The following is a 12,794-nucleotide window of genomic DNA, read 5'->3' as shown; positions in this document are numbered from 1 at the left end:
CAGGCTCAGCGCCAGCGCGTTGTCATGAGGAACCCGATGAACGCGATGCCGAAGCCGATCGCGAGGTTCCACGGTCCGATCTCGGGGATCGGGAAGGCCTGGCCGCTCAGGTAGAAGACGATGATCCAGATCAGACCGATGAGCATCAGCCCGAGCATGATCGGCTTGAACCAGACGGGGTTGGGGGCGGCTTCGCCCTCGGTCTGGACGAGTCGGTCGTCGTCCTTGTCTCCACGTGCCATGGAGGGAAGTCTACCTGCCAGCCCGGATTCAGCCTTCGCTGGCTAAACTCCGATCGTGACCGACTCCTCGCCCACGGAGCATCCCACCCGACGTTCCCGTCGCCTGCGTCCTCGTCGTCGCGCCACGGTTGCGAGCGTCCTCGGCGAGATCCTCCTCACGTTCGGCGTGCTGACGCTGCTCTACGTCTCCTGGCACACCTGGATCGGTGACGCCATCGTGCAGAGCGAGCAGCACGCGGCGGCGCAGGCGCTCGCCGACGAATGGGCGAACGAGGCGCAGGAGGAGCCGGCACCGTCCGAGACACCCGCGCCCGACGCGACGGCCGAGCCCGGGTCCCCGGCGGCGATTCCCGTCCTCGGCGACCAGTCGCACGGTGACGTGTTCGGGATCATGAAGGTGCCGCGGTTCGGGGCGAACTGGCAGTTCAAGATCGCCTCCGGCATCACGCGGCCCGACATCCTCGATCGCGGGGAGATCGGGCACTACCCCGACACCGCGATGCCCGGCGCGGTCGGGAACACCGCGTACGCCGCGCATCGCTGGACCTCCGGGGCCCCCTTCGACCCCATCGACCGCTTGGTCATCGGCGACGCGATCGTCATCCAGACGAAGGCGGGCTGGTACACCTACCGGTTCCGCTCGCTCGAGTACGTGCAGGAGACGCAGGTGCAGGTGCTGCTCCCCGTCCCCAATCAGCCGGACGTCGAGGCCAACGGCCGATACCTGACGCTCACCAGCTGCGCGCCGAAACTGAACTCCCTGGAGCGCATCATCGCCTACGCCGTGTTCGACGAGTTCACCCCGACCGCCGACGGACCGCCGGCGTCGCTGACCGGCGGGGTGGGCGCCTGATGTACGCGGCTCTCTGGCGTGTGCTGCCCGGTCCGTGGTGGGTGCGGGTGCTGATCCTGATCGTGCTGGCCGCGATCATCCTGTACCTGCTCTTCTACTACGCGTTTCCATGGGTCTTCCAGACGCTGTGGCCGAACGAGGAGTCCACCGTCGGCGGCGGCGGGTGACCAGCGGCATCCGTGTCCTCGTCGTCGACAACCACGACAGTTTCGTCCACACCCTGATCGGGTACCTCGCCGAGTTGGGTGCCGACGTCGAGATGGTCGAATCGGATGCCGCCGACGTCCTCTCCCGGATGGACGATGCCGACGGCGTCGTGATCTCTCCCGGCCCCGGCACGCCGGAGGACGCGGGCGCATCGATCGAGGTCGTCCGCCGGTGTGCGAGGACGGCGACACCCCTGCTGGGCGTCTGCCTCGGACACCAGGCCATCGCCGCGGCGTTCGGCGGCGTGGTCTCTCACGCACCCGATCTCATGCACGGGCGGACGTCGGCCGTGCACCACGAGGGGGCGGGCGTGTTCGCCGGGTTGCCGGATCCCTTCACCGCGACGCGGTACCACTCGCTCACAGTCGAGCGGAGCAGTGTTCCGGCGGAGCTGCGCGTGACGGCGTGGACCGCGTCCGGAACGGTCATGGGCCTCGCCCATCGGTCGCTGCCGATCGAGGGTGTGCAGTTCCATCCCGAGAGCGTGCTGAGCGAGGGCGGCTACCAGCTGCTGGGCACGTGGCTGGAGGGCGTCGGAGTGACGGATGCCGCGGCGCGAGGCGCCGGGCTCTCGCCGCACCGGAGCGTGGTGTGATCGACCGGGTCAGCCGCTGCAGGTCGTGAGGACGATCTCAGAGCCCACGGGCACCTCGCCGATCGCCGACTGGACTTTGACCATCCGCGGGTCGGTGGCCGGGCACGAAGCATCCTCCTGGACGACGGGCTCGAGGCGGTACTCGTCCGAGCTGAGGATCTCGGCGGCCTTGTCGACCGTGTAGTTCAGCGCGAAGTCCTCGACGGTGACGGTGCCGGTGGCGACGACGAGGTCGACGGCAGTGTCGAGGGGGACCTCTTCGCCAGCGGTCACGGGCGCGCCGTCCACGGATCCGCTGATCACGACATCGGCCGCCAGGGCGGGGTCGTTGCGTCGCGTGATCGAACCGAGCGTGAGGCCCTCCTGCTCGAGGGCGGTCGTCACCTCGTCGACCGTCAGATTGGCGAGGGTGGGGATGGCGGCCATCTCGACACCCTCCGAGACGTACACGGTGACCTGGTCTCCCGGTGCGACGGTGGTGCCGGCCGCGGGGTCGGTGCGCACCACGGCGCCCTCGGGGACGTCGGCGCTCGTCTCGCCGACCTGCAGCGGCTCGAGCTGGTCCTTGCCGAGGACCTCCTGCGCGCGGTCCCAGGTCATCGTCACGACGTCGGGGACGGTGAGCGCGTTCGGGGTGACGGTCCCCTCCTCCGGGCGGATCGTGTTCACCCAGATGAAGACCGACACGAGCAGCACGGCGAGCATCGCGATGCCGGCCCACACCCACGCGACGGGTGGCCCGGCCTGCGTGCGGCGCATCGTGTCGTCGCTCGTCAGTTGGCGCAGCGACCGCGCCGTCTCGGCCGCCTGCTTCGGGTCGGGTCCGTACAGCTCGTTGCTGAGGTGCTCGACGCGTCGCTTGCTCGGCGCCTTGCGGCCGGTCGCGGCGGCGAGGGCGTCGCGGAAGGCGACGGCGGTCTGCGGCCGCTGGAACGGGTCCTTCGCGAGCGCGCGCAGCACGAGGGCGTCGAGCGACCGCGGCACGGTCTCGACCACCTCGGACGGCGGGACGGGCGCCTCGGACACGTGCTGATACGCGACCGCGATCGGGTTCTCGCCGCGGAACGGCGGCTGCCCCGTCAGCAGTTCGTAGAGGACGATGCCGGCCGAGTAGATGTCGGCGCGGGCGTCCACAGGGTCGCCCTTGGCCATCTCGGGCGAGAAGTACGACGCGGTTCCGATGATCGCGGTGGTCTCGGCGACCGTCGACGACGAGTCCGACACGGCGCGCGCGATGCCGAAGTCCATGACCTTCACCTGACCGGCATCCGTCACCATCACGTTGCCGGGCTTGATGTCGCGGTGGACGACGCCGGCCCGGTGGGAGTACTCGAGGGCTTCGAGGATGCCGTCGGTGTAGCGCAGGGCGTCCTCGATCGGGACGGGACCCTCGCTGATGATGTCCTTCAGCAGGCGCCCCGAGACGAGCTCCATGACGATGTACGGTTCGGGATGCGGCTGACCCGCGGCATCCGTCCTCGTCTCCTCACCGGCGTCGAAGACCCGGACGATCGCAGGGTGCGACATGCGCGACGCGGACTGCGCCTCGAGGCGGAACCGCGTGCGGAACGCGCCGTCGGCGGCGAGATCGGGCTCGAGGATCTTGATGGCGACGTCGCGCCCGAGGGTGAGGTCCTGCCCGCGGTACACCGAAGCCATGCCGCCTCGGCCGATGAGGTCATCGACGCGGTAGCGGCCCGAAAGCACGCGTTGCTGAACGGACACATCACTCCCCGGAATGGAACCCGGACAGCCTATCCGACCCCGCTCGAAAGCCCGCTGAAAGCGGTCGTGGTCAGCCGTCGCCCTCGCCGTCGGCCGGCGGGGTCTCCTCGGGCGCGGGCACGATCGACGCGGACGCCTCGGGGGAGCTCCCCGACTCGCGCTCGGTGCTCTCGCCCGTGCACGTGACGGTGTAGGTCACCGAGAGGGCCTGGCTGTTCTCGTCGACGACGATCTTCGCCGGGCGCTGGTCGATGCCGAAGCTCGCCGTCGACTCGCCGTTCGTGTCGAAGATGCCACCCGAGAGCGTCATCGTGTAGCTCGACGCCGTGGGAGCGCCCGCGGGGCAGGTGTAGCTGTCCCACATGACCTGGACCGTCGATCCGGCGGTGACGGTGCCGTCGCCGTTGCCACCCTCGATGCGGGGGGCAGCGGGCACTCCGAGCGCCGCGGCGTCGGCGTAGTACAGCAGCGTGATCTCGCGGTCGAAGCGCACGTTGCCGGTCGGGTCGACGCTGTAGACCTGACCGGCCTCCGCGTCGGTGTCCGCCTCGGCACCGCGCTCGCAGACGACGTTGTCGAAACCGTTGTCGTTGAGGATCGCGGTGGCTTCCTCGCACGTCTTCCCCTCGAGCCCCAGGGTCGCGGGGTTCGCGGTCGTCGGCTCGGTCTCGGTGGGCGTCGGCGCGGGTGAGGAGGGCGGGACGCTCGCGCTCGACGGAGGATTCGAGGGGGTGTCGCTCGGAGCCGCGGTGTTGCCCTGCGGCATGAACAGCGTGATCAGGAAGCCCACGAGGACGATGGTCAGCAGCACGATGAGCGCGACGAGCGGCCACGTCCACGGGCTGCGCTTCTTCTTGCGCTGCGTCCCCGCGGGCGAGGCCTGGTCGGTCGACAGCGCGGCCGTGCCCGTACCGACGGCGGCGGCCGCACCGGCCCCGGCCGCAGCGGCGGCGCCGGCGGGCAGGAGGCGGGTCGTGGCATCCGATCCCGTGGTCGGGGTGAGCAGCTGCGTGAACGCGTCCGCGTCGGCGGCGCCGCCGATCGCGGGGACGATGGCCGCGGCACCGGCGACGTCCCCACGACGCAGCGCGCCGGCGGCACGCGCGACGGCGGAGGCCGAGGCGGGACGGTCCTCGGGCTTCTTCGCGATCATGCTCATCACGAAGCGCTGCACGGGCTCGGCGACCGTGTCGGGCAGCGGCGGCGGGGTGTCGTTGATCTGCGCCATCGCGATGGCGACCTGCGACTCACCCGTGAACGGACGACGACCCGCGAGCAGTTCATAGGCGACGATGCCGAGCGAATAGATGTCGGTGGAGGGGGATGCCGCGTGCCCCGACGCCTGCTCGGGCGAGAGGTACTGGACGGTTCCCATGACCTGGCCGGTCGCGGTCAGCGGCACCTGGTCGGCGATGCGGGCGATGCCGAAGTCGGTGATCTTGACGCGGCCGTCGGGGGTGATCAGCAGGTTGCCGGGCTTGATGTCGCGGTGGACGAGCCCCGCGGCGTGGGCCGCTTGCAGCGCCGACGCGGTCTGCGCCACGATGTCGAGCGTCTTGTCGGTCGAGAGGGCGCCCTCGCGCTCGAGGATCGTCGACAGCGCCTCGCCGGGGACGAGCTCCATGACGAGGAAGGCGGAGCCGTTCTCCTCGCCGTAGTCGAAGACGCTGGCGATGCCCTCGTGGTTCACGAGCGCGGCGTGACGGGCCTCGGCGCGGAAGCGCTCGAGGAAGCCCGGGTCGCCCATGTACTCGTCTTTGAGGATCTTGATGGCGACCGTGCGGCCGATGACGTGGTCGGTGGCCTCCCAGACCTCGCCCATGCCGCCGATCGCGATCCGCGAGTCCAGTTCGTACCGTCCGCCGAAGCTCACACCCTGCGTCGGTCTCATTCGCTCAGCACCGCCTCAATCACTTTCTTCGCGATCGGGGCCGCGATCCCGTTGCTCGTGCCGTTCTGGCCGAGCCCACCACCGTTCTCCACCATCACCGTGACGACCACTTCCGGGTCCTCTGCGGGCGCGAAACCGGTGAACCAGAGCGTGTACGGGTCCCCCGGATTGTGCTCCGCCGTTCCGGTCTTCCCGGCGACGTCGACGCCGTCTATTCTCGCACCCGACGCCGCACCGTTTTGGACGTTGCCGATCATCAGGGTCGTCATCGTCTCGGCCACCTCGGGGGTCAGCGCTTCGCCGAACTGCGTGTTCGCGGGCTCCTCCTGCACCGTCAGATCGGCCGCGACGACGCGGTCGACCATCCGCGGGTTCATGACAACGCCGTCGTTCGCGATGCCGGCGGCGACCATCGCCATCTGCAGCGGGGTGGCGCGCACGTCGGTCTGACCGATGCCGCTGAGCGCGGTCTGCGGCGCGTCGAAGCCCTCGGGGTAGCTCGACGCGGCGACGTCGAGGGGGATCTCGAAGGCCGAGTTGAAGCCGAACTTCTGCGCCTGCTCGCGGATGGCGTCGGTGCCGAGCTCGAGCGCGAGCTCGGCCATGGGGATGTTGCAGCTGAGCCGCAGCGCGGTCTCGAGCGTCGTCTTCTCCCCCGGTCCGCACGTGCCGCGGTCGAAGTTGTGCAGGACGTTGTTGGTTCCCGGGAGCGTGAAGGTCGCCGGGTTGTCGAACTCGGAGTCGGGGGTGTACTTCCCCGAGGCGAGGGCGGCCGACGCGACGACGAGCTTGAAGGTCGATCCGGGGGGCTCCGTCTCGCGGGTCACCCGGTTGGTGAGCGGTCGCAGCGGATCCGCCTGCAGCTCCTGATCGGCGGCGTTGACCGCCGAGCTGTTGTGCGAGGCGAGCTTGTTGGTGTCGAAGCTGGGGCTGGTGGCCATCGCGAGGATGCGGCCCGTGTCGGGCTCCATCGCGACGACCGCGCCCTCGAGTCCGTCCAGCGCGTCGTACGCCACCTTCTGCACCGCGGGGTCGAGCGAGAGGAGCACGTTCGACCCGCGCGGCGGCTGGCCGCTCACGATCTGGTCGAGTCGGGTCAGGAACTGCTGGCTGCCGGTGCCGGCGAGGGCCGCGTTCATCGCGTACTCGAGCCCGGTCGAGGAGCGCAGGACGGGATTGATGAACCCGGTCACGGGCGCCCACATCTCGGCATCCGGGTACGTGCGGATCCAGCTGTAGACGTCGTCGCTCGGCACGGACGACGCGATCGCCGTGCTGCCGGCGAAGATCGTGCCGCGCTGCACCGCGTACGAGTCGTACAGCGTGCGCCGGTTGTCGGGGTTCTCGTTCAGTTGACCGGCAAGGGCCACCTGGATCACGCTCGTCGCCGCGAACAGGCTGAGGAACATGAGGAGCACCACGACGCTCAGTCGACGGAGTTGCTTGGTCATCCGATCACCACCCGGGGCCTGGAGCGGACGGCATCCGAGATCCTCAACAGGATCGCGATGATGAGGAAGTTCGCGATGAGGGAGGAACCGCCGGCCGCGAGGAACGGCATCGTCAGACCCGTCAGCGGGATGAGACGGGTGACGCCGCCGACCATGATGAACACCTGCAGCGCGATGGTGAACGACAGCCCCGTCGCGAGCAGCTTTCCGAAGTCGTCCTGACCCGCGATGCCGATCCGGATGCCGCGGCTGACGAAGACCATGTACAGGGCCAGGATCGCGAAGACGCCGACCAGGCCGAGTTCCTCACCGAGGCTCGGGAGGATGTAGTCGTTGTGGGCGAGCGGCGTCAGGTCGGGTCGGCCCAAGCCCCAGCCAGTGCCGATGAGTCCGCCGTGGGCGAGGCCGAAGATGCCCGAGACGAGCTGGTAGCTGCTGCCGTTGATGTAGTCCGGGTTGAAGGCGTCGAGCCAGTTCGAGAACCGGGAGGCGACGTAGGGCAGGACCTGCGAGGCGGCCAGGGCGCCCGCGACGGCCAGGAGGACGCCGAGGATCGCCCAGCTCGCCTTGCCCGTCGCGACGTAGAGCATCGCGATGAACATGCCGAAGATGAGGATGCCGGTACCCAGGTCGCGCTGAAGGACGATGATCCCGAGCGAGACACCCCACACGATCAGCAGCGGCCCGAGCTGGCGGGCGTGCGGCCAGGTGATCCCGAGGAAGCGCGTGCCGACCGAGGTGAGGGCCTCGCGGGTGCGGACGAGGTAGCCGGCGAAGAAGATCGCGAGGCAGATCTTCGCGAGCTCACCGGGCTGGAACGAGAAGACACCGGCGACCGACACCCAGACGTCGGCGCCCGCCTCGATGCCGAGTCCCGGAACGAAGGGGAGCAGCAGTAGCAGGATGCCGCTGAGGCCGAACACGTACGTGTACCGGAAGAGCACCCGGTAGTTGCGCAGGAAGATGACGATGAGGATGGCGCCCGCGATCGCGATCGCCGCCCAGACGAGCTGGCGGAACCCGAGCGAGGACCAGCCGACGCGGTCCTCGGCGATGTCGAGGCGGTAGATCATCGCGACGCCGATGCCCGTGAGGAGCGTCGCGATCGGCAGGACGAACGGGTCGGCGTCGCGGGCACAGATGCGCGTCACGATGTGCAGCGCCAGCGACAGCCCCGCCAGCCATCCGCAGTACGAGAGGAACGTCGGGTCGATCTCGTCGCGGGTGCCCAGCTGGACGAGCAGCACGGCGACCGTCGAGACGATGATGGCGAACACGAGCAGGCCGAGCTCGCGGTTGCGCTGCGTCGCCGGCATCCGGAGCTTCCGGAGTGCCTTGATGACCGTCGTGTCGGTTTCTACCGCGGCTGTCATGGGGTCCCCTGGCGGAGGTTGTCGACGATCGCCTCGGCGTCGGCGAGGGATCGGGCGGAGATGGTCTGCTCCACGGACAGCCGCTGATACGCGGGCAGGTCCGCGAGGAGGATGTCGGTGTCCTCGTACGGCGTCGACAGCGAGATCGGACCGATGTCCTGCTGGATGCCGCGGTAGATCACGACGCTGTCGTCGTCGGGGCCGACGAAGTAGCGCGTCTGGGTCCAGGCGTACCCGGCGAAGACCCCCGCGGCGAGCACCGCGACGATCGCGATGAAGCCGACGAACCACCAGACGCGGCGCCGGCGCGCGCGGCGCCGGTCCTCTTCGATGAGCTCCTCGAGGTACTCGGCCGCGGGCTCGAAGTGGCTGGGCTCGTTCGCCGCCTGGCGTCCGGTCTGGAACCAGCCCGTGCGGGCGGGGCGCGCCACGGGGACCTCGATGCCCTTCGGCGTGGCCGCGGACCCGACGACGGTCGCGGTGCCGCTGAACATCGGATGCCGCCCGCCCACGTCGACGAGGACGATCGTGACGTTGTCGGGGGCACCGGCATCCAGCGCCAGCTTCAGGAGCATGTCGGCGGTGCGACCCGGGGCGAGGTCCTGGCGCAGGACCTTGGCGGTCTGCGCGTCGTCGACGACGCCGCACAGGCCGTCGGAGCAAATGAGCCACCGGTCGCCCGGCTGGGTCTGCATGATGAACGCGTCGACCTCGGGATCGGTGCCCATGTCGCCGAGCACGCGCATGAGGACGGACCGGCGCGGGTGGTAGCGCGCTTCTTCGGGGGTGATCCGGCCCGAGTCGACGAGGCGCTGGACGAAGGTGTGATCGGTCGTGATCTGCGTCAGCACGCCGTCGCGGAAGAGGTAGACGCGGGAGTCGCCAATGTGGGCGATGACGGCGTAGTCGTCGACCATGAGCACGGCGCTGACCGTCGTGCCCATTCCGGCGAGCTCGGGGCGCTCGGCGACCGTGTCGACGAGGACGTGGGCGGCGTCGACGATCGATTCGCGGAGCTCGCGCTCGGCTTCGGCCGGCGTCGGGAACCCGTGGTCGAGGCCCTCGAGGTGGTGGACGGCGATGCTCGAGGCGATGTCACCGCCGGCGTGCCCGCCCATGCCGTCGGCGACGACGAACAGGTTCGAGCCCGAGAAGCCCGAGTCCTGGTTGTTGGAGCGGACCTTCCCGGTATGCGAGATGGCGGCGCTCGAGCCCTCGAAGACCATCGGTGCGGGCCGTTACTTCCGCAGCTCGAACGTCGTGGCGCCGACCTTGATCGGAGCGCCGATGATGACGGGGACGGGGGATGCCACGCGCTCGCCGTCGTGCCAGGTGCCGTTCGTCGAGTCCAGGTCCTGCACCATCCACTGCTCACCCCAGAGGACGAGGCGGGCGTGGTGGCTCGAGGTGTAGTCGTCGCGGATGACGAGGCCCGACTCGCTGGAGCGGCCGATCGTCAGGGGCTCGTCACCGAGGGGCAGTTCGAGTCCGGCCTTCGGTCCGCTCGTGATGACGATGCGGGACACGGTGTTGACCGTCGCCTTCTGGGGGCCCGAGGGTGCCGCCGGGCGCGTCATGACCGGCGAGACGATGGAGGTCTCGGCGTTGGCCGGGGCCGTCGCGACGGGGCCCGCGGCGGCCGGTGCCGGCTCGGGCATCTTGCGCACCTTGACGCCGAACAGGTCGGCGCGCAGCGAGTAGACCACTGCGAAGACGAAGAACCACAGCAGGATCAGGAATCCGATCTGCAGCAGCAGGAGTGTCAGTTCGCTCATGCCTGGCCTCCGAGGTCGAACAAGCGGGTCGCGGGATCCTGCGGCCGCGGGGGGATGCGGGATGCCGCCTGCGCGACGACGCGGAACGTGATGCGCGTGCGGCCGATCGTGACGACGGAGTCCGGCTCGAGGGCGGCCTCCGAGACCTTCTGCCCGTTCAGCTGGGTGCCGTTGGTCGAGCCGAGGTCGCGGACCATCGCACGGCGACCGTCCCACAGGATCTCGACGTGGCGACGGCTGGTGCCGGCGTCGGGGATCGTGATGTCGGCATCCGTCCCTCGGCCGATCACGGTGCGGCTGCCGGTGAGGCGGTGCTGCGTGCCGTCGATCTCGACGACGCCGTGCCACGAGACCTCCTCGGCTGAGGCGGAGCGCGAGTCGACGCGGACGGTGCCGGTCGTCAGGGACTCGTCGGGGTTGATCGCGAGCGAGACGGGGCCTGCGAAGCTGTACTTCTGCGCCTTGGCGTGGCCCTCGACCAGCTGGACGAGTTCGTCGTGCAGTGTGCGGCCGAGGGCGCCCATGCGTTCGTGGTCGGCGGGGGCGAGCCGGACGACGAGCGTGTTCGGCACGAGGATGCGGTCGCGCGAGACGACGGCGGCCTTCGCATCGAGTTCGGCACGCAGTGCGGAGGCGATCTCTACAGGCTGCACACCGCTGCGGAAGGTCTTCGCGAACGCGCCGTTCACGGCGCGCTCGATTCCCTTCTCGAAGCTGTCAAGTAGTCCCACGGGGCTCCTCAGGCAGTCTGGACCGGTGCTCACATGCTAGTTGTCGACCCTGGCAGGGTCTGGGGAACACAGCTGCGGCCGTTTCTCCGGCGGGCTCGCGCCATGATATCCTCGGAAAGTTGATCCCGTGGCGACACGGGTTCGCGCGAGTGGCGGAATAGGCAGACGCGCTGGCTTCAGGTGCCAGTGCCCGAAAGGGCGTGGGGGTTCAACTCCCCCCTCGCGCACAGACAGTGCGACACGGAGCCGGTCGGTGGTGAGAACCCCGACCGGCTTCGTCGTTTCTGGGCGATGCCAACAATCGAGACGGTCGCGGCACAGGTTCCACAAGAGGACCCTGAGGCTGCACACGGCGCAGTGAACCACGACTCGCGCCATGATCCGTTCCCTGATGTCGCCCCCGTTACCGGCCCCGTACGCCATGGACTTACTCGGCGGGGGGACGGACCGCAGGCGGTTGTGCTTTCCATGAGCGGGCCACCGAGCGGCGCTGACTAGGCTTCGGACCCTTGAGTATGGGTCACGCGCCGGGGCCGATTCTGCGGATGAAGGGAATGGGATGCAGTTTCGTCGAGTGGGCAGTGAGAAAGATCGGGAGCGAGTTCGGTCATTCTTCGCCGAGAACCTCGCCGATCAGACCGGCTACCCGATCCCGCCTCGCTCGTTGGATGCGGAGATCGGGATTCCATCCATTCTGCGGGTCGCCGAAGACGAGGACGGCACGATCCAGGCGGCCATGTTCGCCTCCCGCAACCCCGAGGATGTGCTTCGGTGGCGCTACAGAGGGCAGATGCGTGTCGCGTCAGTCATCGCCGACGAGATGCTGATGATCCATGAAGTCGCCGTAGCGCCCGCCCATCGACGGCGCGGCCTCGGCGCGAAACTCATCGCTGCGGGAATCGACGACGCCCGCGGCTCAGACGCGTCCGTTGTGACGGTGATCTTCGACGACTCACAGCCCGGCCTATATGAGTTCTACACACGCAGCGGATTCCACGCACTCGACCGGGGCGAGCTTCTCAACATGCGGTTCGCCCAACTCGAAGGCGTCAGCATCGGGTTCCCGCAGGACAATCCGACGTATCGGTGGGGCGTGCTGCCGCTGAACAGCCGCCGCGTGAAGATCCTTCCCCCTGGGCCAGTCCGATGATCCTGCGAAGCCTGCCCAGCTTCCTGCTGCCAGACGGCCCGGCGCCTTCCGTCCCGTCGTCCGGATCAGCCCTGGTAGCCGATGAGCCAGGTGACCCCGAAGCGGTCGGTGACCGTTCCGTCGTGGTCGCCCCAGGCGCGCAGCTGCAGATCGTCGACGATCCGGCCTCCGTCGGCCAGCCGGGCGAACCACGTCTCGAGGACGGCCGGCTCCGCAGCCCCCAGCAGGGCGAACATCACTCCGCGCAGCTCCAGCGCTTCGTCCCCGGGCCCACCGTCCGAGGCGAAGAGCGCGACCGGGCCGGTCAGCATCCCGTGGGCGATGAAACCGCCGGGGCCGTCGACGCGCTCGAACTCGGCGAACGTGTTCAGCACGAGGTCGCCGCCGAACACCCCCTGATAGAAGGTCAGTGCGTCGCGCGCCGTGCCGGGGAACGTCAGATACGGGGTGAGTCCGGTCATCCGCTCACCGTAGACCGCCGTCACCCGCGTGACCAGAGCGGATGCCGGTGCCCGTCCCTTGATGACGCGCCGATCAGCTCAGCGAGAGGAAGAGCTTCTCGAGGTCCGCCATCTGCAGCTCGGCGTCGTCCTCGCCGAGGCACTGCTGCATGGCGGCGACGATGACCGCGAACCCGGCCCGATCGATCGCGCTCGACACGGCAGAGAGCTGTGTGACCACCGCGCGGCAGTCGCCGCCGTCCTCCACGGCGGCGATCACGGCGGCGAGCTGACCCTGCGCGCGCTTGAGGCGGTTCGCGATGCGGCGAACGGCCTCGTCGTCCCGGAGCGCCGTCGACAC

Annotated in this window: 14 protein-coding genes and 1 tRNA gene; 5 read left to right on the top strand and 10 right to left on the bottom strand. The window is 69.3% G+C overall.

Going from position 1 to position 12,794, the window contains the following annotated elements; genetic code table 11:
* Positions 1-5: 5 nt before the first annotated feature.
* Positions 6-242: a cell division protein CrgA gene (locus Q9S36_RS19970; protein WP_253035455.1), complete on the bottom strand. Its 237-nt coding sequence runs from the start codon at positions 240-242 to the stop codon at positions 6-8.
* 55 nt (positions 243-297) lie between these two features.
* Here Q9S36_RS19970 and Q9S36_RS19965 point away from each other — a divergent pair, with 55 nt between their 5' ends.
* From Q9S36_RS19965 to Q9S36_RS19955, 3 genes are read left to right on the top strand one after another with little or no spacing between them, the layout of a single operon-like run.
* Positions 298-1,095 carry a class E sortase gene (locus tag Q9S36_RS19965; protein ID WP_311286639.1) on the top strand — a complete coding sequence of 266 codons (798 nt, stop codon included), beginning with the start codon at positions 298-300 and terminating at the stop codon, positions 1,093-1,095.
* Positions 1,095-1,262 (top strand): hypothetical protein, encoded by a 168-nt coding sequence (locus Q9S36_RS19960; RefSeq protein ID WP_311286638.1) that lies wholly within the window; start codon positions 1,095-1,097, stop codon positions 1,260-1,262. The genes Q9S36_RS19965 and Q9S36_RS19960 overlap by 1 nt, the downstream gene beginning before the upstream one ends.
* Entirely contained in the window at positions 1,259-1,897 is a 639-nt protein-coding gene (locus tag Q9S36_RS19955) for a glutamine amidotransferase-related protein (protein ID WP_311286636.1), read from the top strand. The genes Q9S36_RS19960 and Q9S36_RS19955 overlap by 4 nt, the downstream gene beginning before the upstream one ends.
* Before the next feature lie 9 nt (positions 1,898-1,906).
* Here the strand turns inward: Q9S36_RS19955 and pknB are convergent, their stop codons facing one another.
* The 7 genes from pknB to Q9S36_RS19920 all read right to left on the bottom strand — a co-directional run bounded on the left by pknB (position 1,907) and on the right by Q9S36_RS19920 (position 10,843).
* The gene (gene pknB / locus Q9S36_RS19950) at positions 1,907-3,604 is read right to left on the bottom strand and encodes a Stk1 family PASTA domain-containing Ser/Thr kinase (protein ID WP_311286687.1); all 1,698 of its coding nucleotides are present in this window, start codon (positions 3,602-3,604) and stop codon (positions 1,907-1,909) included.
* Between the two features lie 88 nt (positions 3,605-3,692).
* Positions 3,693-5,513 carry a protein kinase domain-containing protein gene (locus tag Q9S36_RS19945; RefSeq protein WP_311286635.1) on the bottom strand — a complete coding sequence of 607 codons (1,821 nt, stop codon included), beginning with the start codon at positions 5,511-5,513 and terminating at the stop codon, positions 3,693-3,695.
* Positions 5,510-6,964 (bottom strand): penicillin-binding transpeptidase domain-containing protein, encoded by a 1,455-nt coding sequence (locus Q9S36_RS19940; RefSeq protein ID WP_311286634.1) that lies wholly within the window; start codon positions 6,962-6,964, stop codon positions 5,510-5,512. The genes Q9S36_RS19945 and Q9S36_RS19940 overlap by 4 nt, the downstream gene beginning before the upstream one ends.
* Positions 6,961-8,337: an FtsW/RodA/SpoVE family cell cycle protein gene (locus tag Q9S36_RS19935; protein WP_311286633.1), complete on the bottom strand. Its 1,377-nt coding sequence runs from the start codon at positions 8,335-8,337 to the stop codon at positions 6,961-6,963. The genes Q9S36_RS19940 and Q9S36_RS19935 overlap by 4 nt, the downstream gene beginning before the upstream one ends.
* Positions 8,334-9,563 carry a protein phosphatase 2C domain-containing protein gene (locus Q9S36_RS19930; RefSeq protein WP_311286632.1) on the bottom strand — a complete coding sequence of 410 codons (1,230 nt, stop codon included), beginning with the start codon at positions 9,561-9,563 and terminating at the stop codon, positions 8,334-8,336. The genes Q9S36_RS19935 and Q9S36_RS19930 overlap by 4 nt, the downstream gene beginning before the upstream one ends.
* 12 nt (positions 9,564-9,575) lie before the next feature.
* The gene (locus Q9S36_RS19925) at positions 9,576-10,112 is read right to left on the bottom strand and encodes an FHA domain-containing protein (protein WP_311286631.1); all 537 of its coding nucleotides are present in this window, start codon (positions 10,110-10,112) and stop codon (positions 9,576-9,578) included.
* Positions 10,109-10,843 (bottom strand): DUF3662 and FHA domain-containing protein, encoded by a 735-nt coding sequence (locus tag Q9S36_RS19920; RefSeq protein WP_064002828.1) that lies wholly within the window; start codon positions 10,841-10,843, stop codon positions 10,109-10,111. Before Q9S36_RS19920 ends, Q9S36_RS19925 begins: the two co-directional genes overlap by 4 nt.
* A 143-nt stretch (positions 10,844-10,986) precedes the next feature.
* On the opposite strand from Q9S36_RS19920, the gene Q9S36_RS19915 reads away from it, so the two are divergent.
* Positions 10,987-11,070 (top strand) — tRNA-Leu (locus Q9S36_RS19915).
* A gap of 332 nt (positions 11,071-11,402) precedes the next feature.
* Positions 11,403-11,993 (top strand): GNAT family N-acetyltransferase, encoded by a 591-nt coding sequence (locus tag Q9S36_RS19910; RefSeq protein ID WP_311286629.1) that lies wholly within the window; start codon positions 11,403-11,405, stop codon positions 11,991-11,993.
* A gap of 65 nt (positions 11,994-12,058) precedes the next feature.
* On the opposite strand, the gene Q9S36_RS19905 is transcribed toward Q9S36_RS19910, so the two are convergent.
* Both Q9S36_RS19905 and Q9S36_RS19900 read right to left on the bottom strand, forming a co-directional pair.
* Positions 12,059-12,454, bottom strand: a complete 396-nt coding sequence (locus Q9S36_RS19905) for a VOC family protein (protein ID WP_311286628.1) — start codon at positions 12,452-12,454, stop codon at positions 12,059-12,061.
* A 73-nt stretch (positions 12,455-12,527) separates the two neighbouring features.
* A complete protein-coding gene (locus Q9S36_RS19900) occupies positions 12,528-12,794 on the bottom strand; it encodes a metal-sensitive transcriptional regulator (protein ID WP_311286627.1) in 267 nt (88 codons plus the stop codon).

It is taken from the genome of Microbacterium sp. ARD31, from assembly GCF_031844425.1.
Note: the sequence above shows the minus strand (reverse complement) of the source record. Positions and strands in the feature narration are given on the sequence as shown.